The sequence below is a fragment of the Kitasatospora sp. NPDC088783 genome, from assembly GCF_044750705.1.
GTDB classification, from domain to species: Bacteria; Actinomycetota; Actinomycetes; order Streptomycetales; family Streptomycetaceae; genus Kitasatospora; species Kitasatospora fiedleri.
In genome coordinates, this window is sequence record NZ_JBIVKJ010000001.1 from 616,523 (window position 1) to 637,872 (window position 21,350).

General features: G+C 75.7%; 19 protein-coding genes. 8 read left to right on the forward strand and 11 right to left on the reverse strand.

The features are described from left to right. The first annotated feature begins 31 nt into the window (after window positions 1-31). A complete protein-coding gene (locus ACIP60_RS02645) occupies window positions 32-1,075 on the forward strand; it encodes a S66 peptidase family protein (protein ID WP_400679196.1) in 1,044 nt (347 codons plus the stop codon). Window positions 1,076-1,129: 54 nt separating this feature from the next. On the opposite strand, the gene ACIP60_RS02650 is transcribed toward ACIP60_RS02645, so the two are convergent. Beyond that, window positions 1,130-1,594: a DUF3592 domain-containing protein gene (locus tag ACIP60_RS02650; RefSeq protein ID WP_400679199.1), complete on the reverse strand. Its 465-nt coding sequence runs from the start codon at window positions 1,592-1,594 to the stop codon at window positions 1,130-1,132. A gap of 324 nt (window positions 1,595-1,918) precedes the next feature. Between ACIP60_RS02650 and ACIP60_RS02655 the strand changes: the two genes are divergently transcribed. After that, window positions 1,919-4,030 (forward strand): hypothetical protein, encoded by a 2,112-nt coding sequence (locus ACIP60_RS02655; protein WP_400679202.1) that lies wholly within the window; start codon window positions 1,919-1,921, stop codon window positions 4,028-4,030. 58 nt (window positions 4,031-4,088) lie between these two features. Here the strand turns inward: ACIP60_RS02655 and fabG are convergent, their stop codons facing one another. Genes fabG through ACIP60_RS02670 form a run of 3 tightly spaced genes read right to left on the reverse strand, consistent with a single transcriptional unit; the run spans window position 4,089 to window position 7,268 of the window. Continuing rightward, on the reverse strand, window positions 4,089-4,847 hold the full coding sequence (fabG, locus tag ACIP60_RS02660) for a 3-oxoacyl-ACP reductase FabG (protein ID WP_400679205.1): 759 nt from the start codon (window positions 4,845-4,847) through the stop codon (window positions 4,089-4,091). A gap of 52 nt (window positions 4,848-4,899) precedes the next feature. Further along, a complete protein-coding gene (locus ACIP60_RS02665; RefSeq protein WP_400679207.1) occupies window positions 4,900-6,087 on the reverse strand; it encodes a thiolase family protein in 1,188 nt (395 codons plus the stop codon). Window positions 6,088-6,119: 32 nt separating this feature from the next. Further along, window positions 6,120-7,268 carry an acyl-CoA dehydrogenase family protein gene (locus tag ACIP60_RS02670; RefSeq protein ID WP_400679210.1) on the reverse strand — a complete coding sequence of 383 codons (1,149 nt, stop codon included), beginning with the start codon at window positions 7,266-7,268 and terminating at the stop codon, window positions 6,120-6,122. Window positions 7,269-7,460: 192 nt separating this feature from the next. Here ACIP60_RS02670 and ACIP60_RS02675 point away from each other — a divergent pair, with 192 nt between their 5' ends. Then, window positions 7,461-8,093, forward strand: a complete 633-nt coding sequence (locus ACIP60_RS02675; protein WP_100839440.1) for a TetR/AcrR family transcriptional regulator — start codon at window positions 7,461-7,463, stop codon at window positions 8,091-8,093. A gap of 250 nt (window positions 8,094-8,343) precedes the next feature. Here the strand turns inward: ACIP60_RS02675 and ACIP60_RS02680 are convergent, their stop codons facing one another. The 6 genes from ACIP60_RS02680 to ACIP60_RS02705 form a co-directional block, all read right to left on the reverse strand. Further along, on the reverse strand, window positions 8,344-9,591 hold the full coding sequence (locus tag ACIP60_RS02680; RefSeq protein WP_400679916.1) for an aminoglycoside phosphotransferase family protein: 1,248 nt from the start codon (window positions 9,589-9,591) through the stop codon (window positions 8,344-8,346). 94 nt (window positions 9,592-9,685) lie between these two features. Continuing rightward, complete coding sequence (gene egtD, locus ACIP60_RS02685) at window positions 9,686-10,672, reverse strand: L-histidine N(alpha)-methyltransferase (protein ID WP_400679213.1); 987 nt, start codon at window positions 10,670-10,672, stop codon at window positions 9,686-9,688. After that, window positions 10,669-11,445 (reverse strand): ergothioneine biosynthesis protein EgtC, encoded by a 777-nt coding sequence (gene egtC / locus ACIP60_RS02690; protein WP_400679216.1) that lies wholly within the window; start codon window positions 11,443-11,445, stop codon window positions 10,669-10,671. Before egtC ends, egtD begins: the two co-directional genes overlap by 4 nt. Then, window positions 11,445-12,860: an ergothioneine biosynthesis protein EgtB gene (egtB, locus tag ACIP60_RS02695; RefSeq protein ID WP_400679219.1), complete on the reverse strand. Its 1,416-nt coding sequence runs from the start codon at window positions 12,858-12,860 to the stop codon at window positions 11,445-11,447. The genes egtC and egtB overlap by 1 nt, the downstream gene beginning before the upstream one ends. 34 nt (window positions 12,861-12,894) lie before the next feature. Further along, complete coding sequence (egtA, locus tag ACIP60_RS02700; RefSeq protein WP_400679221.1) at window positions 12,895-14,166, reverse strand: ergothioneine biosynthesis glutamate--cysteine ligase EgtA; 1,272 nt, start codon at window positions 14,164-14,166, stop codon at window positions 12,895-12,897. A 50-nt stretch (window positions 14,167-14,216) separates the two neighbouring features. Beyond that, complete coding sequence (locus ACIP60_RS02705) at window positions 14,217-15,416, reverse strand: aminotransferase class I/II-fold pyridoxal phosphate-dependent enzyme (protein WP_400679223.1); 1,200 nt, start codon at window positions 15,414-15,416, stop codon at window positions 14,217-14,219. A gap of 272 nt (window positions 15,417-15,688) precedes the next feature. Between ACIP60_RS02705 and ACIP60_RS02710 the strand changes: the two genes are divergently transcribed. The 4 genes from ACIP60_RS02710 (at window position 15,689) to crcB (ending at window position 17,677) form a co-directional block, all read left to right on the forward strand. Then, window positions 15,689-16,264, forward strand: a complete 576-nt coding sequence (locus ACIP60_RS02710; protein WP_400679226.1) for a GNAT family N-acetyltransferase — start codon at window positions 15,689-15,691, stop codon at window positions 16,262-16,264. A 200-nt stretch (window positions 16,265-16,464) separates the two neighbouring features. Further along, window positions 16,465-16,959 carry a fluoride efflux transporter FluC gene (locus tag ACIP60_RS02715; RefSeq protein WP_400679228.1) on the forward strand — a complete coding sequence of 165 codons (495 nt, stop codon included), beginning with the start codon at window positions 16,465-16,467 and terminating at the stop codon, window positions 16,957-16,959. Then, window positions 16,956-17,306, forward strand: a complete 351-nt coding sequence (locus tag ACIP60_RS02720; protein WP_400679230.1) for a DUF190 domain-containing protein — start codon at window positions 16,956-16,958, stop codon at window positions 17,304-17,306. The genes ACIP60_RS02715 and ACIP60_RS02720 overlap by 4 nt, the downstream gene beginning before the upstream one ends. Continuing rightward, complete coding sequence (gene crcB / locus ACIP60_RS02725; RefSeq protein ID WP_100839432.1) at window positions 17,303-17,677, forward strand: fluoride efflux transporter CrcB; 375 nt, start codon at window positions 17,303-17,305, stop codon at window positions 17,675-17,677. Before ACIP60_RS02720 ends, crcB begins: the two co-directional genes overlap by 4 nt. A 145-nt stretch (window positions 17,678-17,822) precedes the next feature. Here crcB and ACIP60_RS02730 read toward each other — a convergent pair whose 3' ends face one another. Next, window positions 17,823-19,004 carry a winged helix DNA-binding domain-containing protein gene (locus tag ACIP60_RS02730; RefSeq protein ID WP_400679233.1) on the reverse strand — a complete coding sequence of 394 codons (1,182 nt, stop codon included), beginning with the start codon at window positions 19,002-19,004 and terminating at the stop codon, window positions 17,823-17,825. 460 nt (window positions 19,005-19,464) lie between these two features. Between ACIP60_RS02730 and ACIP60_RS02735 the strand changes: the two genes are divergently transcribed. Then, on the forward strand, window positions 19,465-21,350 hold a 1,886-nt coding region (locus tag ACIP60_RS02735), incomplete at its 3' end, for a glycoside hydrolase family 6 protein (RefSeq protein WP_400679918.1).

The following is a 21,350-nucleotide window of genomic DNA, read 5'->3' on the forward strand; positions in this document are numbered from 1 at the left end:
CCCGACGCGTCCGCGCCGCTAGCATCCCGGCATGTCAGACCAGCCGACGTACCCTCCCCGGCCCCGGCCCGGCGACCGGATCGCGATCGTCTCCCCCGGCTTCGCCGGTCCGGGCGCCTTCCCGCTGCCGCACGAACTCGGACTGCGCCGCCTGCGCGAGGAGTTCGGGCTGGAACCGGTCGAGTACCCCACCACCCGCAGGCTCGGCGCCACCCCCGCCGAGCGCGCCGCCGACCTGCACGCCGCGTTCGCCGACCCGACGATCGCGGCCGTGATGGCCACCCTCGGCGGCGACGACCAGATCACCCTGGTCCCGCACCTCGACGCCGCGCTCCTGCGCGCCCACCCCAAGCCCTTCTTCGGCTACAGCGACAACACCAACCTGCTCGACTTCCTCCACCGCCAGGGCATCGTCGCCTACCACGGCGCCTCCGTCATGACCCAGCTCGGCCGCCCGCACGCCGTCCACCCGCTCACCGCGGCCTCGCTGCGCGCCGCCCTGTTCGAGGGCGGCGCGTACGAACTCACCGCCGCCACCGACACCAGCACCGTGCAGGGCCGCTGGGAGGACCCGGCCACCTTCGACCGCGCCCCCGCCGACGAACCCGCCACCGGCTGGCGCTGGCACCGCCCCGACCGGGTCGTCGAGGGCACCGGCTGGGGCGGCAACCTGGAGATCCTGCACTGGATGGCCGCCGCGGACCGGCTGCGCCCCGCCGCCGAGTACGCCGGCCGCGTGCTCTTCCTGGAGACCTCCGAGGAACTGCCCAGCGCCACCGAGGTGTTCCGGATGCTGCGCAACCTCGGCGAACGCGGCCTGCTGCGCCAGTTCCCCGCCCTGCTGGTCGGCCGCGCCATGGCCTGGAGCTTCGACCACCCGCACGACGCCGAGGCCCGCGCCCGCTACCGCGCCGACCAGCACGCCGCCGTCCTGCGCGCCCTGGACGCCTACGCCCCCGGGACGATGGCCGTCCTCGACGTCGACCTCGGCCACACCGAACCGCAGCTCGTCATCCCCTACGGCGGCCTGATCCGGGTCGACGGCCCGGCCCGCAGGATCACCGTCACCTACTGACGGTCACCCGCCGCCGCCCAGCCCAACGCCGTTGTGCGGGAAGGGAGTCGATCATCAGCGGGTGCCGCCGAAGTGCCAGCCGTCGGCCGGCTCCGGGTCGGGTGCCAGGCCCAGGTGCAGGGTGATGCCGGCGGTCGTGAGCAGCGCCAGCGTCAGCACCACGATGGCGACCAGCAGGGCCGCCGTCCCGTCGGACCGGTCCGCGTGCAGCGCCCGGGAGGGCCTCCGGGGCCGGTAGCGGACCGTCAGGACGTCGCCCGCGACCAGGTCGCGGGCCTGTAGGTGGGCGCGGTGCGCGGTGCCGTCGGGCGTGCGGAACTCGACGATCGCCCGGCGCACGGACGGCCGGTCGTCACGGCGCTCCTGCACGTACGTCTCCAAGCAGCGGGCCTCGGCGGTCGTCCCCTCGGCGGCCCACCGCCGCCGCAGCAGCAGCGCGCCGGGCAGTCCGGCCCCCAGCAGGGCGAGCCCGCCCGCGCCCGTGACCAGTCCCGCCACCAGCATCGCCCGGTACGCCATGGTGTTCCGTCCTCCTGCTTCCGCTTCCGCTGCCGTTCCCGATCCGGCTCCGGGCGCGCGGACCGGCACCGGAGTCGCCCCAGTGTCCAGCCGGTGATCGTCCGCGCCAAGGGGCGCCCGGCGGTCGGGACGATCCCGTGACGAGGCGGCGACCCGGCCGGGACGGACCGGAGCCGCCGTCAACCCTCCCGGGGCCCGGCCTGGCCCGGCCGCCCGCGGACCACGTATCGTGGCCGGGATCGAAGCGTGGTGCGGGACACCACGGCGTACAGGCACGACGTCGCACGGGCGACGGACGGGGGCGGTGACCGAACGGTGGCTGACGTGGCATCGACGACCGGGAACGGCCCCGCGGCCGATCCGGAGGGGACGCTCGAACTCCCCCCGAACGCGCCCGCCCCCGACCGGACGCCGGAGCACCCGCCCGCCGCGGACCCGTTCGCCACCTCGATCAACCCGGTGGTCCCCGACGCCGCCCTCAGCTCCACCCGCACCATCCCGCTGCCCACCCCCACCCCCGCGGGCGGCACCCCCCTCCCGCCGCCGCCCGCGGCCCCGCCCGCCGCCACCGGCTGGACCGGCACCTTCCCGGTCGTCACCCTCCCGCCCCCCGCCGCCGACCCCCCGCCGCCCGCCACCGCGCCGACACCGGCGTCCGCGCCCGCCGCCCACGGCATCGGCGGCGGCCTGCGCGGCCGCATCCTGGTCGTCGAGGGCGGCTACGGCGGCGGTCGCCGCTGGGGGCGCGGCGGCACCGCGAACGCCTCCGTGCTCTCCGCCGCGCTGGCCGGCGTCGCCCCGCAGGTCCTGCTCTCCGCCGGGCAGGTCGACGCCGTCCACCTGCCCGGTGCCAGCGACCCGCAGACCGTCCTCGCCCACCTGCGCGCCGCCGCCCGCCACCCCGGACCGCTGCTCATCCACCTCGGCGGCCACCTGATCACCGACCGGCGCGGCGAACAGCTCTACCTCTCGCTGCGCGAGAGCAAGACCTCCGAGAGCCTGCCATGGTCCGCGATCGCCACCGAACTGCGGCACCGCGGCACCGAGTTGGACACCCTGGTGATCGGCGACCTGAGCGCCGACCAGGTGGTCTGGCCCGGCCTCGCCGCCACCGCCGGACAGCAGCTCTCCGACGGCGTCCCGCTCTGGGCCGTCGTCAACCACGACCCCGACCAGCTCGGCACCTTCACCCGGGCCCTGATCGAGACGCTGCACCGCGGCCGCCCCGGCGCCGACCGGTTCCTCACCCCCGAACTCGTCCGCCAGCAGGTCCACTCGGTGCTGCGCCCCGACACCGTGGTGATCGCCTCCCACCCCGTCGACCGTCCCTACTTCCGCAACACCGCCCGGAAGATCGGCCCCGGCGACCCCGCGACCACCGCCCCGCCCGCCACCGCCGCCCGCCCCGGGAAGACCGCCGCCCCCGCCACCGCCGCGCCCGAACCCACCCGCCCCCGGCTCGCCCCCGGGTGGACGCCGCGCGGCCTGGTCTCGCTGCGCAAGCCCGGCGTCCCGGCGACCCCGCCGCGCCGCACGATGATCGTCTCGCTGGTCAAGGGCGAAGCGATGGTCCCGGCGGAGCCGCTCACCGCGACCGTCCCGCTCGGCAAGCCCGAACGCGTCGAACGCGTCGAACTCGGCAAGGGCGCGCCCGTTCCCGGGTCCGTCGGTGCCTCGCCGGTGGCGCTCGCGAAGACGCTCGAACTCCCGGACCAGGCCGACCCGTTGGCCGCGACCCTCCCGCTGCCGGGCCCCGACCCGCTCGCCGCGACCGTCCCGCTCGGCAAGCCGGCCCCGGCCCCGGCCCCGTTCGTCGAACGCGCCCCCGAGCCGGACGCCCCGCCCCGGCACGACCCGCTCGCCGCCACCACCCCGCTGCCCGGGCCGGGCGCCCCCGCCGTGACCGCAGCCGAAGCCGCGAGCTCGACCGCGACCGTGACCGTCCGGCTCGGCAAGGGGACCGAGGCCCCGGCGGCCGATCCCGGGCAGGTGCCGCCCGGCGACTACCTGGAGACGATCGGCCACATCGTGCGCAACGCCGAGGCCGGCGACCACGACACCGCCGCCGCGCTCGCCCTCGCCCTGGAGGAGAAGGCCGTCGGCGCGTACGGCGCCCGCGCCCCCGTCGTGCTCCAGGTCCGCCAGGTCCGCGCCCACGTCTGCCGGGTCGGCGGACTCCCCTCGGTCGCCGCCGAGCTCTACCGCCAGGTCGCCGCGGCCCTCCTCCAGACCGACGGCCCCGACCACCCCGAGACCCAGCGCGCCGTCACCAACGCCGAAGCCTGCTGGCGCGCCGTCAAGGACCCCACCGAGGCCATCCGGATCGCCCCCGACATCATCGAGCTCCGCGCCCACCTCCCCGGCCCCGAGAACCGCAAACTCCGCGCCGCGGAACGCTACTTGCGGCAGCTCGCCGCAGCCAAGGCTGGCGGCTAGCCGCCGGCCGGGAGGCGGACGCCACGCACGGCGGCCCGGGCCGTCGTCGCGGGCTGCCTCAGCGGGCGCCGCCGTTGACGTACAGGGTCTGGCCGCTGACGTAGGAGGCGTCCTCGCTGGCGAGGAAGGCGACCACGGCGGCGACCTCCTCGGGCCGGCCGACCCGGCGCAGCGGGGTGCGGCCGGCGACCTCGGCCTGGTGCTCCTCGGGGGTCGCGCCGACCCGCTCGGCGGTCGCGGCGGTCATCGAGGTGGCGATGTAGCCGGGGGCGACGGCGTTCACGTTGACGTTGTAGGGGCCGAGTTCGATGGCCAGGGTGGCGGTGAGGCCCTGGATGCCGGCCTTCGCCGCCGCGTAGTTGGCCTGGCCGCGGTTGCCGAGCGCGGAGCGCGAGCTCAGCGACACGATCTTGCCGTACTTCTGCGCCACGAAGTACCGCTGCGCGACGTGCGCGCAGTTGTAGGCGCTGGTCAGGTTGACCGCGAGCACGGTGTCCCAGTCCTGCTTGGGCATTTTGAAGAACAGGTTGTCGCGGGTGATCCCGGCGTTGTTGACCAGGATGTGCACCCCTCCCAACTCCTCGACCACGGCGGCGAACACGGCCGCCACCGCGTCGTAGTCGGCGACGTCGCACCCGTACGCCCGCGCGCTGCCGCCCGCCGCGGCGATCTCCTCCACGGTGCCCTTCGCGCGCTCCGCCGTGAGGTCGACCACGGCCACCGTCGCGCCCTCCTCGGCCAGCCGCCGCGCGGTGGCCGCCCCGATGCCCTGCGCGGCCCCGGTCACCACCGCGATCCTGCCGTCGAACCTGCCCATCGCCGCACTCCGTTCCTGAGGTTCCGTCATGTCCGTTGAGAGGGAAGCTGGTTCAGTCGCGCTCGACCAGGACGGCGGAGCCCTGGCCGACGCCGACGCACATGGTGGCCAGGCCGCGCCGGTCGCCGGTGCGGCGCATCCGGTGCAGCAGGGTGGTGAGGATGCGGGCGCCGGAGCAGCCCAGCGGGTGGCCCAGGGCGATCGCCCCGCCGGAGGGGTTGACCAGGTCCGGGTCGATGCCCAACTCGCGCACCGAGGCCAGTGCCTGGGCCGCGAACGCCTCGTTGAACTCGGCGGTGTGCACGTCGGCGAGCTTCCAGCCGGTGCGCTCCAGCACCCGCCGGGTGGCCGGCACCGGGCCGATGCCCATCACGTCGGGGTGCACGCCCGCCGAGGCGCCCGCCACGTACCGGCCCAGCGGCTCCAACTCCAGGTCGCGCAGAGCCTGTTCGCTGACCAGCAGCAGCGCCGCCGCGCCGTCGTTCATCGGCGAGGCGTTGCCCGCGGTGACCGTCCCGCCGGGGCGGAACACAGGCTTGAGGGCGGCCAGCTTCTCGGCGGTGGTGTCCGGCCGGATCGACTCGTCGCGGTCGACCGCCGTCCCGTCCGGGCGGGCCACGGGCAGCAGTTCGGCGTCGAAGTGCCCCGACTCCCGGGCGGCGGCGGCCAGTCGGTGGCTGCGCAGCGCGAACGCGTCCTGCTCCTCGCGTCCGATCCGGTGGCGGACGGCGACCTCCTCGGCGGTCTCGCCCATCGACAGCACGCCGTGCAGCTCGCGCATCCGCGGGTTGGTCAGCCGCCAGCCGAGCCGGGTGTCGAAGGTCTCCATCCGGTGCGGCAGCGCCTCGTCCGGGCGGGGCAGCACGAACGGGGCGCGGCTCATCGACTCGCAGCCGCCCGCGACGACGACGTCCGCCTCTCCGGAGCCGATCGCCCGGGCCGCGGTGGTGACGGCCTCCATCCCGGAGGCGCACAGCCGGTTGACGGTCGCGCCGGGGACGGTCTCGGGCAGCCCGGCCAGCAGGACGGCCATCCGGGCCAGGTTGCGGTTGTCCTCGCCGGCCTGGTTGGCGGCGCCCCAGTACACGTCGTCGATCCGCGCCGGGTCCAGCGCGGGCACGTCGGAGAGCAGCCCGCGCAGCACGGCCGCCGACAGGTCGTCGGGCCGGACGGCGGACAGCGCGCCGCGCAGCCGCCCGATCGGGGTGCGGCGGGCGGCGGCGATGAAGACCGGAAGCACTTCGTCGGGCTCCTTGTCGGTGGGGGAGGGGGTCAGAACGCGTTGACGCCGGTCAGGGAGCGCCCGATGAGCAGCTTGTGGATCTGGCTGGTGCCCTCGTACAGGGTCATCACCCGGGCGTCGCGCAGGTACTTGCCGACCGGGTACTCGTCGATGAAGCCGTACCCGCCGAACACCTGGAGCGCGTTGTTCGCGCAGCGCACCGCCGCCTCGGAGGCGTACAGCTTCGCCACCGAGGACTCGGTGGCGAACGGCAGGCCGCGGTCGATCAGGTCGGCGACCCGCCAGGTCAGCAGCCGGGCCGCGTCCACGTCGACGGCGATGTCGGCCAGCAGCTCCTGCACCAGCTGGTGGTGGGCGATGGGCTTGCCGAACTGCTCGCGCTCCCCGGCGTAGCGCACCGCCGCCTCCAGGGCGGCCCGGGCGATGCCGACGCAGCCCGCCGCGACCGACATCCGGCCCTTGGCCAGGGCCGCCATCGCCACCGTGAATCCCTTGCCGGGCTCGCCCAGACGGGCGCTGTCCGGCACCCGGACCCGGTCGAGCGCCAGCTCGGCGGTGGCCTGCCCGCGCAGGCCCAGCTTGCCGTGCACCAGGGTGCGGGTGAAGCCGGGCGTGTCGGTGGGCACCAGGAAGGCGCTGACGCCGCGGTGTCCGGGCTCGCCGGTGCGGGCGAAGACCAGGGCGACGTCCGCCCACGTCCCGTTGGTGATGAACATCTTGGCGCCGGAGATCAGCCAGTGGTCGCCGTCGCGCTCGGCCCGGGTGGTCAGGTTCGCCGCGTCCGAGCCGGTGCCGGGCTCGGTCAGCGCGAAGCAGCCCAGCGCCTCGCCCGAGCACAGCCGGGGCAGCCAGTGCCGCTTCTGCTCCTCGGTGCCGAAGGCGTTGACCGACTTGGCGACCAGCCCCAGCGTCACCGACACCACGCCGCGCACCGAGGAGTCGCCGCGGCCCAGCTCCTCCAGCACCAGGCAGTACGCCAGGTGGTCGCCGCCGCTGCCGCCGTACTCCTCCGGCAGGGTCAGCCCCAGGAAGCCCAGGTCGCCGAGCTTCTTGACGACGCCCAGGTCGATGGACTCCGCCCGGTCCCACCCGGCGGCGAACGGCACGATCTCCCGATCGGTGAACTCGGCCGCCAACTGCCGTACGGCGGCCTGCTCCTCGGTCAGTTCCAGGTCCACGCGGCGACACCTCGAACAAGTCGACGATCCTGACGTTCCTGCGGTGCCCGTAAACTAGCACTGCAAGTTTTACGGTGACTGTAGCCCGCCCCGCCCGGAACCGGAAGAGCACCCGGCGGCCCCCCGCAGCCGCCCACGGGCACCTGCGAGAATGACCCGGACCCCGCAGGCCCGCGCCCCCAGGAGGCGGAGATCGCCCGACCCCGCACCCCCCTGCTCAGCCGGGAACGCATCATCGCCGCCGCCCTCGCCCTGGTCGACGCCGAGGGCCTGGCCGCGCTCTCCACCCGCCGCCTGGCCGCCGAACTCTCGGTCAGCGGCCCCTCGCTCTACAACCACTTCGCCACCAAGGACGACCTGCTCGACGCCGTCGTCGACAGTGTGATGGGCGAGGTCGACCTCACCATGTTCGACGCGCCGGACGACTGGCGCACCGCCCTGCACGCCTGGGCCCGCTCCTACCGCGCCGCCCTCACCGCCCACCCCCACCTCGTCCCGGTCCTCGCCCAGGGCCCCGGCCGCCGCCCGCACGCCCTGCGGCTGGCCGACGCCGTCTTCGGCTGCCTGGTCGACGCCGGCTGGCCCCGCGGCCAGGCCACCCGGATCGGCGCCCTGATGCGCTACTTCGTCACCGGCTCCGCCCTCGCCTCCTTCGCGGCCGGCTTCCCCGACGACGCCAGCCTCTACGACGCCGCCGACTACCCCCACCTCGGCGACGCCCACCGCCTCGCCGAACACCGCCGCAGCATCGACGAGGGCGCCTTCGCCACCGGCCTCGACGCCCTCCTCGACGGCCTCGACCTGCGCTACCGCCGCCTGCCCTGAGCCCCCGGCCGCCCCGGACCGTCCCGGACCGGCCCTTCGCCGTACGACGGTTGGCGGTCCAGGACCGGCGCGTTCGCGACCCGGTTCGGTGCGTACAGCTCCTCCTCCGGCAGTTCCCGGTCGTCCTTCGGCAGCGTCGTGGACGTGCCGGACGCGGAGGCCGGAGCCGGCAGTCCCGCGTACCCGGGCAGCGTCTGCGTTGCCCGGGCGTCCGGCGGCGACGGCGTCACGCCCGCGCCACCCGGCCGCATCAGCGTCCGGTACGGCTCTCGCCCCGCGGCTCCGACCCGCTCGTCGGGAACAGCGCCGGTCCCAGGGACTCCAGCGCCCGCCGCACCTCGTCGGCCGGGTCGCCCGCGTGGTACGGGTGTTCGCTCGGCTCGATGCCGTCCAGGAACTCCTGGTAGCGCAGCGCGGAGTGCACGTGCGCCAGCGGCGCCGCCAGCTCCAGGGCCCGCTCCGGGTTGCTGCGCGGCGCCAGCGCCCGCCAGGCCGCGACCCAGCGCGCGCGGACGTCCGACCAGCGCTCCGGGGACAGGAACGCGGCGGGCCGCAGCCCGTCCAGCGCCGGGTGGCCCCAGACCGCGTCGGAGAAGTCCAGGACGGTGACCCGCTCGCCGTCGAAGCGCCAGTTGCCCGGGTGGAAGTCGCCGTGCACCAGTGTCGACGGCAGCCCGCAGTGGGCGAGCACGGCCGTGATGCCGGGTAGCAGCCCGGCCAGTTCCAGCGCCTTCGCGTACTCCGCGTCCGTCAGCTCCGGCCGCAGCCGCTCCAGCAGCGCCGGGAAGCGGGCCGCCAGCGCGGCCGGGGAGCAGTCCGGCAGCTCGCCCGGGCCGTCCGCGGCGACCGCCGCCTGCACCGCCGTCCACCGGTCGAGCACGTCCAGCATGCCGTCGACCGGCACGCCCCAGCAGTCCACCCCGGGCACGTCCGCGAGCAGCACCCGCCGGCCGTCCGCCGCGAGCACCCGCGGCACCAGCTCCGGGTCGGCCCTCCCCGCCCGGGCGATCACCGCCGCCTCCGGCACCGCGAACGGCGGGGTGCTCTTCAGCCACACCGGGCCGTCCCCGGTCGGGAACCGCGAGAGCGCCGACAGGTTCCAGCTCCGCACCTGCTCCACCGGCCCCCGCCTGGGCCGCCCCAGCGCCGCCAACTCGCCGTCGGCCCAGGCCCATTCCCCGTCCAGCCCGTCGGCCGACGCCCACCGCGGGCGCAGCGGGTGCCCCGCGTCCGGCGCCGTCCCGGCCGCGGTCAGGGCCCCGGTCGGGCGCCGCGCCGCCACCGCCAGGTACACCGTCCCGCCGCCCCGGCCGCCCGCGCCGCCCGTCACCGAGAGCAGCCGCAGCACCGCCAGCGGCACCCCCGCCGCCTCCGAGGCCCGCGCCGCGACCTCCCCGACCTGCGCCCAGAACGGCGATTCCGTGGTGAACGGCCCCACCGCCCCGACGAGTTCGCCCTGCCACTCGACCACGACGGTCGCCGTCCGCTGCTCAGTCATCTGCACCCGGGCATTCTCCGGACGGCACCGGGCCCGCGCCAGCGAATAAGGCGGACAAACCGCAGGCAGCGGGCCCGGGTCCCCGACGGACCGGTCAGTCCGAGCTGTCCTCGAAGGGGCGGGAGAGCGAGAGCCCGAAGCGGCCCTCGTCGTCGGTCCACCAGTCGGTCAGGCGCAGGCCGGAGGCGAAGAGTTCGCGTTCGACGCGCTCGCGGCGGAACTTCGCGGATACCTCGGTGTGCAGTTCCTCGCCGGCCTCGAAGTGCACGGGCAGGCCGAGGTCGGCGACCTTGACGGTCTGGTCGCGCAGGGAGCGCAGCCGCATCTCGATCCACTCGTGCTCGGCGTCCCAGAGCGCCACGTGCTCGAACTGCCCGGGGTCGAAGTCGGCGTCCAGCTCGCGGTTGAGCACCGACAGCAGGTTGCGGTTGAACGCGGCGGTGACCCCGGCGGCGTCGTCGTAGGCGGCGACCAGGACGGCGGGGTCCTTGACCAGGTCGGTGCCGAGCAGCAGCCAGTCGCCGGGCATGAGTTGGGCCCGCAGGCCGGTCAGGAAGCCGTGCCGTTCGGCGGGCAGCAGGTTGCCGAGGGTGCCGCCGAGGAAGACCACCAGCCGGGGGCCGCCGCCGTCGGGCAGGCCCAGGCTCTGGGTGAAGTCGGACAGCACGGCGGAGACGTCCAGCCCCGGGTACTCGGCGATCAGCGCCTTCGCGGCGGACTCGAGGGCGCTCTCGCTGACGTCGACCGGGACGTAGCGCTCCAGGGTGCCCGCGGTGCGCAGCGCGTCGAGCAGCAGGCGGGTCTTCTCGGAGGAGCCGGAGCCGAGTTCGACCAGGGTGCGGGCCCTGGTGGTGGCGGCGATCGTGTCGGCGCGGGCGGCGAGGATCTCGCGTTCGGCCCGGGTGGGGTAGTACTCGGGCAGCCGGGTGATCTCCTCGAACAGCTCGGAGCCGCGGGCGTCGTAGAACCACTTCGGGGGCAGCCGTTTGGGTCGGCCGCCCAGGCCCTCGCGGACGTCCGCGCGCAGCGCGTGGTGCAGGTGGTCGGGGGGCAGCAGACGGGTGAGCCGGTATCCGGTCATCGCGGGGCGTCCTCTCGAATGCGCGGGCCGACGGCGGCCAGCGGGGTCAGCGAGCTGCCGGCCGCGTCGGCCACCAGCAGGGTGCGGTCGGGGACTTCGGACCAGCCGGGCCCGTCGTCGAAGGGCTCGGAGGCGAGCAGCACCGAGCCGTCCGGGTCGCGGCGCTGGAACAGGGTGTCGCCCCACGTCGTGGCGGCGAGCGAACGGCCGTCGGTGGCCAGCAGGTTGATCCGGGACTCGGTCGACTCCGAGGCGAGCAGGCAGACTTCGGCCAGCGACTCGCCGAGTTCCCCGCCCGCGCGCAGCCGGTTGAGCACCAGGGCCCACAGCAGCGCCGAGTCGGTGCGCGCCTCCAGCTCCAGCAGCTCGGCGGCGGGCAGCAGCGCGGCCAGCGGGGCGAAGGCGCCCGGCCAGCCGGGCAGGGCGCCGTTGTGGCTGAACAGCCAGCGCCCGGCGGCGAACGGGGCGGCGGCCTGTGCCCCGGCGGCGCAGCCGGGGGTGGCGGAGCGGACGGCGCCGAGCACGGCGTGCGAGCTGACCACCCGGGCCAGGTCGGCGAGGTCGCCGTCGGCCCAGATCGGGCCCTCCCGCCGGTAGCGGGCCGGGCGTTCGTCGCCGGGCGCGTACCAGCCGACGCCGTAGCCGTCGGCGTTGACGGTGCCGTGGCGCTGGAGCCGGGGCGCCCAGGACTGGCGCAGCAGCCCGTACGGCGGGTCGAGCAGGACCGAGCGGATCGGGACCGGGCGCCCCAGGTAGGCGAAGTGGCGGCACATCAGGCGCGCGCCCCCGAGCCGCCGCGGCCCGAACCGTCGCGGCCGGAGCCGGCCCCGCCGCGGGGCCCGCCGGAGCCCGGTCCGGCGCCGTTCCCGGTGCGGGGCTCGGCGTCGCGGGCGGTGCGGAAGCCGGCGAAGATCTGCCGCCGCACGGGGTAGTCCCAGTTGCGGAAGGTGCCCCGGCAGGCGACCGGCGCGACCGCGAACGAGCCGCCGCGCAGCACCTTGTACTCGGGGCCGAAGAACACCTCCGAGTACTCCTGGTACGGCCAGGCCGCGAACCCCGGGTAGCCGGTGAAGTCGCTGGCCGTCCACTCCCACACGTCGCCGATCAACTGCCGTGCGCCGTACGGTGACTCGCCCTCGGGGTAGGCGCCGACCGGGGCCGGGCGCAGGTGCCGCTGGCCGAGGTTGGCGTGCTCGGGGCCGGGCGCGGCGTCGCCCCACGGGAAGCGCCGGGAGCGGCCGGTGGCGGGGTCGTGCCGGGCGGCCTTCTCCCACTCCGCCTCGGTCGGCAGCCGCCGCCCCGCCCACCGGGCGTACGCGTCGGCCTCGTACCAGCTCACGTGCAGCACCGGCTCGTCCTCCGGCACCGGTTCGAGGTGGCCGAAGCGGCGGCGCAGCCACTGCCCGCCCTCCTGCCGCCAGAACAGCGGCGCCTCCAGGCCGGCCGACATCCGGTGCGCCCAGCCCTCGGGCGTCCACCAGCGCGGGTCCCGGTAGCCGCCGTCGGCGATGAAGCGCTGGTAGGCGCCGTTGGAGACCGGCGTGGTGTCGAGCCAGAACGCGGGCAGCTCGACCGGGTGGGCCGGGCGCTCGTTGTCCAGGGCCCACGGCTCGGTGTCGGTGCCCATGGTGAACGGCCCGGCGGGGACCAGGACCTCGGCGGGCAGCGGGCCGGTGGCGGCGGGCGGCGGCGGGGCGTCCAGCACGGCCGGGCCGGTGCGCAGCTGGTGGGTGATCAGCATGGTCTCGTCGTGCTGCTGCTCGTGCTGGACGATCATCCCGAACGCGAACCCGGCGTCCAGCAGCGGCGCGCCCTCCAGCGGGGAGGCGGCCAGCAGGTCCAGCACCCGGCCGCGCACCTCGTGCGCGTAGGCGCGGGCCTCGGCGGGCGGCAGCAGCGGCAGCCGGGGGCGTTCGGCGCGCGGGTGCTCGAACGCGTCGTACAGCGGGTCGATCTCCGGGTGCAGCGGGTCGCGGCCGCCGACGTTGCGCAGCAGCCACAGCTCCTCCTGGTTGCCGATGTGCGCCAGGTCCCACACCAGCGGCGACATCAACGGCGAGTGCTGGGCGACGAGTTCGGCGTCGTCGACGGCCTCGGTGAGCTGAGCGGTGCGCTCCCGCGCGGCGAGCAGCTCGACGGCGATCAGGTCGCGCAGCAGCGCGGGGTCGGTCCGGTCGGCGTTCAGCACGGGGCGTCCTCCTGCCGTACGAAAGGGGTGGCGGTCAGCACGGGGCGTCCTCCTGGAGGACGGCGGCTCCGGTGCGCAGGGCGGTCAGCTGGTCGTCGGCCGGGCAGCGGCCGCGGGCCGGGTAGCGCTCGGCGAACTCGACCAGGGGGGTGCGCAGTTCGCTGCCCCGGCGGGCCAGCGAGCGTTCGGCGGCGGCGAAGCACAGCAGGGCGGCGCGGCGCAGGTCCGGGTCGGCCATGCCGAGCGCGGCGGCGCGCCGCCACAGGCCCGAGCGCGGGGCGCGGCTGCCCGCGTGGCCGAGCCGCTCCAGCGCGGCGCGGGCCTCGTCGGCCGCCACCGGGTCGTCCAGCAGCGCGCTGACCAGGGCCAGCGGCACCCGCCAGCCCTCGGCGGGCTGGGCGTCCATCATCCGCAGCTCCAGGTACCCGTGCGGGCGCACCGGCGGGAACAGCGTGGTGCGGTGGTAGTCCAGGTCGGCCAGGGTGGCGGGCCGCTCGCCCGCGCCGCGCAGCCAGCCGCGGAAGGTCAGCCCGGCCGGCGCGTCCCACGGCAGCCCGTCGGAGCGGCGCACGCACAGCAGCGCGGCGTCCAGCACGTACCGGGCCCAGGCGTCGCGCGGGTCGGCGGACGGCGGCGGGGCCAGCGTCCGGGAGGGGTCCATCCGGGACCAGACCAGCTGCCGGGTCGACTTCCAGCCGGTCGGACGGCCCTCCAGCAGCGGCGAGTTGGCGAACGCGGCGACCAGCACCGGCCCCAACTCGTGCGTCAGCCGCCAGCGTTCGACGCAGTCGGCCTCGGTACCGACGTCCACGCAGACCTGCACGGAGGCGGTGCCGGTCATCATGATCCGGCCCCAGGGCCCGCCGCGGTCGAAGTAGCGCCCCATCGCCCGGTAGCGCGGGTGGGTGGCCAGCATCCGCCGCTCGCGGTCCATCGGGTCGGTGCCGCTGCCGGTCAGCCGCAGGCCCTCGGCGGCCAGCACCGCCCGCAGCACCGCCTGGTCGGCGCTCAGCCCGGCCGCGCAGCGGGCCGGATCGGCGGCGGGCGGGGAGCTGAGCTCGACCTGCCCGCCGGGTTCACGCGTCAGCCGCGAGCCGGCCGGGAGCACCGGGCCGTCGGCCGAGTCGGGCAGCACCGCCAGCGCGGCCGCCACCCGGTCGGGATCCACCGGGGAGCCCGGACATCGGGCGTCGTGGACGAACCACTCCGCCTCCACCCCGACCAGCGCCGGAGGACCGATCTTGAAGCAGATGGCGCCCAGGTGCCGTTCGGCCGACGCCTCGGTCAGCTCCGTCCGGAGCGTCACGCTGTGTACCGGATCGACGGCCGGAGCGGCCTGTTGCGGACGTACAGATGTCACCGGGTTTCACCATCCCTCGGTTCGCGACTTGAGCCCGGTTGTTCCTGCTCAGTCTGCTCCGGGGCAAACCTCGATGCCGCCCGAGCGCCTTCCTCGCAGGTCAGCCGGGTGAGAGCGGTGCGCAGGCGGTCCAGTGGCAGGGCGAAATTCAGCCGCAGGCGCCCGGAACCGGCCGCTCCGAAATCCGACCCGTCCGCCAGCTCGACATGACGCTCGGTGAGCAGCTCCTCCCGGGTGCCGAGCCCCGCCCCGTCCAGCCAGAGCAGGTACGACGCCTGCGGACGGGCCAGCACCGCACCGCCCAGCGCGGCCGTCGCCAGCTCCCGGGCCCGCACCAGGTGCGCCAGCAGCGCGTCCAGCCACGGCCCGCCCTCGGCCAGCGCCGCCCGCTGCGCGACCGCGCCCAGCAGCCCCCCTTCCCACAGCCCGAAACCCGCCATCACCGCCGCCAGCCGCTCCCGCAGCCCCGGGTCCGGCACCAGCACGAAGCAGCTCGGCAGGCCCGAGACGTTGAAGGTCTTGCCGACCGAGTTCAGCGTCACCACGTTCGGCGCCCCGCCGGTCACCGCCACCGCGACCGGCTGCTCCACGCCCGCGTCCGGGTGCCGCAGGTCGCCGTGCACCTCGTCCGAGACCAGCAGCCCCGGGGCGGCGGCCGCGGCCAGCGCCCGGACGTCCCCGGCCGGCCAGATCCGCCCGGTCGGGTTGTGCGGGCTGCTCAGCAGCACCAGGCCCGGCCGGGCCGCCGCGACCCCGGCCAGCGGCAGCCGGTACGGGTCGCCCGGGTCGCCGGTCGCCAGCAGCGGCAGCTCCCGGGTGTCCACCCCCGCGGCCCGGCAGACCCGGGCGAAACCGCCCCACTCCGGCGTCACGAACACCGCCGGACCCGCCAGCGGACGCACCGCCTCCAGCAGCAGCCGCACCGCCGTGCCCGGCGCGAACGGCAGCAGCATCACCCAGCGCGGGTCCACCGCCACCCCGTGCCGCCGCCGGTACCAGTCGGCCACCAGCGCCCGGTCCGCGTCCTCCGCCACCGGGTACCCGAACGCCGGGTGACCCGCCCGCGCCCGCAGCGCCGCCGCCACCGCCGGCGGCCCCGGCAGGTCCATGTCCGCCACCCCCATGGCGATCCGCCCCGTCCCCGCCCGCGCCCACTTCGCACTGCCCGTCCCCGCCCGCGAGAACCGCTCGAACACCGGGTGCTCCCTCCGTCGCCGTCCCCTCACGCTAGGCCGGAACGGGCGCGGGCGGGGGACGGACGGGGGACGGGCGGGGCGGGGGCGGCGACGGGGCGCGGGCGCGGGCGACGACGGGGCGCCGAGGGGCAGCACCGCGCCGGAGGGCAGCGCCGCCGACCGGCCGCCGCGTTCGGCGCGGCCCGCTCAGCCCGCCCTGCGCCCGTGCAGGACCCGGGCGTCCAGCGGCAGCGGCTCCGGGCCCACCAGCACCGCCGCCCACACTCGCCCCCGTGACCGCCGCCGAACGCCTGATCCGCCCGGCCGCCCCCGCCGACCTGGACACCGTGGCCGAGATCCACACGCACTACGTCCGACACACCGTCAGCACCTTCGAGGAGACCCCGCCGCCCGCCGACCACTGGCACCTGCGCCTGGACGAACTCGCCGCCCGCGCCCTGCCCTTCCTGGTCGCCGAGGTCTCCGGTCGGGCCGTCGGCTACGCCTACGCCGCCCCCTGGCGCCCCAAGCCCGCCTACCGCCACACCGCCGAGGACTCCGTCTACCTCGCCCCGGAGCACACCGGGCACGGCCACGGCACCGCCCTGCTCGCAGCCCTGATCGACGCCTGCGTCCGCACCGACCTCCGCCAACTCGTCGCCGTCATCGCCAGCCCCGGCAACGACGCCTCCGTCGCCCTGCACCGCCGCCTCGGCTTCGCCGAAGCGGGCCGCCTCACCGCCGTCGGCCACAAGCACGGCCGCTGGATCGACACCCTCCTGATGCAGCTCTCCCTCGGCCGCCGCCCCGATCGCCCCGACGCTCCGGACGCTCCGGACGCGTCGCGCGACGCCCGCAACGGTCCGTGATCGGCGCAGGTGCGGTGGGGGCCGGGGCCGGTTCCCCGGTTCGGCGGGACGACCCGCCGGGGGTAAGGTGGGAGCGCAACGCCTCCGGGCGTTGAACGGCGGTGGGGCCCGCCGGACCCGAACCGCGGCAGTGGCCGCCAACGGTCCCTACTTGTGACGGTCGCGCCCGCACGTCCGGGCGCCGCGCGAGTAGGAGACGCATGCCCGTGGAACGATCCCGCGCCGGGGCGACGGCCGAGCCCGTCGACCCCGACCTCGAAGCCGCCCCCGCCGAGCGGCCCGCCCGCAGCCGTGATCAGGGCCTGCTGCCGGTCCTCGCCGTGATCGCGGTCGGCGGCGTGCTCGGCGCGAGCGCCCGCTACGCGATCGCGCTCGCCTGGCCCACCGCGCCGGGCCTCTTCCCGTGGAGCACCCTGGTGGTGAACGCGGTGGGTTGCGCGGTGATCGGCGTCTTCCTGGTGGTGATCACCGAGGCGTGGGCGGCGCACCGGCTGGTGCGGCCGTTCTTCGGCACCGGCGTGCTGGGCGGCTTCACGACCTTCTCCACCTACACGGTGGACATCCAGCGCCTGGTCGACGGCGGCCACGCCGCGACGGCGCTCGGGTACCTGGCCGCGACGCTGGCCGCGGCGACGGCGGCGGTGTGGGCGGGCGCACAGGCGGCCCGCCGGGTGATCGGGCGGAGGACACGATGACCGGACTCACGGGCCGCGCGCTGCGGGTGACGGTGTACGTCGGGGAGGACGACCTCTGGCACCACCGGCCGCTGTACAGCGAGATCGTCCACCGGGCGCACGCCGCCGGACTGGCCGGGGCGAGCGTGTTCCGAGGCGTCGAGGGCTTCGGTGCCTCCTCGCTGGTGCACACCGCCCGGCTGCTGTCGCTCAGCGACGACCTGCCGGTGGCGGTCGTGATCGTGGACGCCGAGGAGCGGGTACGGGCGTTCCTGCCGCAACTGGACGAACTCGTCACCGGGGGAACGGTGGTCCTCGACGCGTGCGAGGTCGTCCGGCACGTCGGCCGCGACAGGGGGAAGAAGTGAACTGGCTGCTGGTGATCGTCGGGGCGGCCGTCGGCGCGCCGCTGCGCTACCTGACCGACCGGGCGGTGCAGTCCCGCCACGACACGCTCTTCCCGTGGGGCACCTTCGTCGTCAACGTCGCCGGGTCGATGGTGCTGGGGCTGCTGACCGGCGCGGTGGCGGCCGGGGCGGCCTCCTCGCACCTCCAACTGCTGGTGGGGACCGGGTTCTGCGGGGCGCTGACGACGTACTCGACGTTCTCCTACGAGACGCTGCGGCTGGCCGAGAGCGGCGCCCGGTTCTACGCGGTGGCGAACGCGGCCGGCAGCGTGGCCGCCGGCCTGGGCGCGGCCTTCACCGGCAACGCGATCGCCCAGGCCCTGTGGGCGTGAACCCGGCGTCCGTCGCCGCGTCGTCCGTCGCCGTGTCGTTCCTCGCCGTGTCGTCCGTCGCCGCGACCGGATCAGACCGGGCTTGAGCGCCCAGCCCCCAGCCCCGAGTCCCGAGTCCTGATCCCGGCGCTCCCGCCCCGGCGGGTCAGCCGGTGAGCCGCCGTTCGAGCGGGGTGCGGAAGCGCGGGGTGACCCGGGTCTCGGCCAGCAGGGCGCGCAGGGCGGCGGCCTTCGCGGCGAGGGCCTCGCGGGCTTCGGTGCCGGGGTCGGTGAGGAGTTCGAACCGCACCTCGCCGTCGGGGTGCTGGGCCCAGCCGCCGACCACGCGGCCGTTCCACCAGGCGGTGGGGCCGAGGTTGCCGGAGCGGTCGACCAGTTCGGAGCGGTGGCCGGGGGAGAGGTACCAGTCGCGGTCCTTCCAGCCCATCACGCTGGGGTCGAGGGCCGGGAGCAGGGCCGCCCAGGGGGCGGGTTCGGCGACCGGTTCGAGGTCGTCGGGCAGCACGAAACCGGTCGTGCCGTCGGCGAGTCCGACCTCGACGGCCGCGCACGCGGCCAGCGCGGCCCGCACCTCGCGGACGCCCCAGCCGGTCCACCAGACCAGGTCCTGCTCGCCGGCCGGGCCGTACGAGGCCAGCCACCGCCCGGCCAACTCGGCCTGCGCGGCGGCCCGTTCGGCGGCGGACGGGACGGCGGGGACGGGCGGGCCGGGCACCCAGCGGTGCCGGCTGCTGGTCCAACCGCCGAGCGGACGGCGGCGGACCATGGCGCCCTCCATGCCGAGCAGCCGCAGCAGCCGCATGCCGACCGGCTGGACGGTCTGGTAGGAGGTGCCGACGCCGTAGTCGATCGTTTCGCGCAACTGCGGTACCAGCTCGCTCAGTTGACTGCCCGTCAGGCCGTCCGGGGCATCGGCGAGGGCGGCCAGCACGGCGTCCTGCGCGGCGGAGGTCCAGGCGGCGTCCCGGCCGGAGGCGGCGAAGTCCTTGAGCAGGCGGGCGCGTTCGGCGGCGGCGGCCTTCGCCGTGGTCGAGGCGTACAGCGCCGGTTCGAGCTCGGCGGGGATCGCGAAGAGGGTCTTGCGCGGGCCGTGGCGGCGCAGCACGGTGCCGTCGGCGTACAGGGCGCGCTCGGTGTCGGCGACGCCCGGGACGGCGAGCCGGGCCGCGACGGCGAGGAAGACCGTGGCGGGGTCGGTGGCGTGCACGGCGACCAGGTCCGCCACCACCTGCTCGGCGCGGTCGGCCGCGGTGCCGGGGGCCAGCCGGTGCCGCCGGGCGAGCCGGGCGCGGCGCTGGTCGTCGTCGAAGGCGGGGCGGGTGGGCACGGGATACCTCCTGCGGATCGGGGACAGCCTGCCACGTGCGGGCCGGCCGGGCGTGAAAGTTTCGGGTGGCGGCGGGTGTGTCCGGGGTGCGGGGGAGCGGCTGCCGGAGAGGCGTGGGCGCCGGCCGGGGCCGGGCGGGACGGGGCGTCGGCGAACCGCTCCGGTGCGGTGGTGAACGGTGGTGTTCAGCGGGCCTGTCGGGGCGGCGGTGGTGCCCGCCCCGGGGCGGGGGCCGGACGGCCGGACGGCGACGGGCGGCGTCCATCGAGGTTGGCGGGAGCGCTCCCACGGGTTCTGTCGAACTTCTTGACGGGAGTGCGAGGTCATGGCTTCATATCGGTTGTCCCCGAGCTGAGTTGGTCTCAGCCCAGGCCAAGTATGGGAGCGCTCCCATTAGTTGGGAGCTCTTCCGTCGAGTCCGTCCCCCACCCGAAAGGACTCCCTTACCGTGTCGGCAAATCTGACGCGCCGTCTCCGGACGGCGGCAGCGGCCGCGGTGCTCAGCGCCGCGACCCTGCTCCCCCTTGCCGTGTCGACCACCGCCGCCCACGCGGCGGCCCGTGTGGACAACCCCTTCGTCGGCGCCGGGGTCTACGTGAACCCCGAGTGGGCCGCCCACGCCGCCGCCGAGCCGGGCGGTTCGGCCGTCGCCAACCAGCCCACCGCCGTCTGGATGGACCGCATCGCGGCCATCGCCGGCGGCAACGGCGTCATGGGTCTGCGCGACCACCTGAACGCCGCGGTGCAGCAGGCCGCGGGCAAGCCGTACGTGTTCCAGGTCGTCATCTACGACCTGCCGGGCCGCGACTGCGCCGCCCTGGCCTCGAACGGCGAGCTCGGCCCCACCGACCTGCCGCGCTACAAGAGCGAGTTCATCGACCCGATCGCCGCGATCCTGGCCGACCCGGCCTACGCGAACCTGCGGATCGTCACCACGGTCGAGATCGACTCGCTGCCGAACCTGGTGACCAACGCGGGCGGCACCGCCACCGCCACCCCCGCGTGCGACGTCATGAAGGCCAACGGCAACTACGTCAACGGCGTCGGCTACGCGCTGGCCAAGCTCGGCGCGATCCCGAACGTCTACAACTACGTGGACGCCGGCCACCACGGCTGGCTCGGCTGGGACTCCAACCTCCAGCCGGCCATCGACACCATCAAGCAGGCCGCCACCGCGTCCGGCTCGACGGTCAACAACGTCCAGGGCTTCATCGTCAACACCGCCAACTACTCGGCGCTGCACGAGCCCAACTTCACCGTCAACGACTCGGTGAACGGCACCTCGGTCCGCCAGAGCAAGTGGGTCGACTGGAACTACTACGTCGACGAGGCGTCCTACGCCAAGGCGTGGCGCACCAAGGCGATCGCCTCCGGGTTCAACTCGAACATCGGCATGCTGATCGACACCTCCCGCAACGGCTGGGGCGGCGCCAACCGTCCGACCGGCCCGGGCCCGAAGACCTCGGTCGACGCGTACGTCGACGGCGGCCGGATCGACCGCCGCTTCCAGACCGGCAACTGGTGCAACCAGTCCGGCGCGGGCCTCGGCGAGCGTCCGAAGGCGGCCCCCGAGGACGGCATCGCCGCGTACGTGTGGGTGAAGCCCCCGGGTGAGTCGGACGGCGCGAGCTCGGCCATCGCCAACGACGAGGGCAAGGGCTTCGACCGGATGTGCGACCCGACGTACACCGGCAACCCGCGCAACAACAACAACATGTCGGGCGCGCTGCCGAACGCCCCGGTGGCCGGCCACTGGTTCTCGGCCCAGTTCCAGGAGCTGCTGAAGAACGCCTACCCGGCGGTCGGCACCGGCACCGCGGACACCACCGCCCCGACCGCCCCCACCGGCCTCGCGGCGACCACCACCGCCAGCAGCGCCGCGCTGACCTGGACCGCCTCCACCGACAACGTCGGCGTGACCGGCTACAACGTGTACCGGGGCGGCACCCTGGTCGGGTCCACCAACAGCACCTCGTACACCGACACCGGTCTGAGCGCGTCCACCGCGTACTCGTACACGGTCAAGGCCAAGGACGCGGCCGGCAACCTCTCCGCCGCCTCCGCGGCGCTGAGCGTCACCACCGCCTCCGGCGGCACCTCCGACACCACCGCCCCGACCGCGCCGACCAACCTGGCGGCGACCACCACCGCCAGCAGCGCCGCGCTGACCTGGACCGCCTCCACCGACAACGTCGGCGTCACGGGCTACAACGTGTACCGGGGCGGCACCCTGGTCGGGACCACCGCCGGCACCTCGTACACCGACACCGGTCTGAGCGCGTCCACCGCGTACTCGTACACGGTCAAGGCCAAGGACGCGGCCGGCAACCTCTCCGCCGCCTCCGC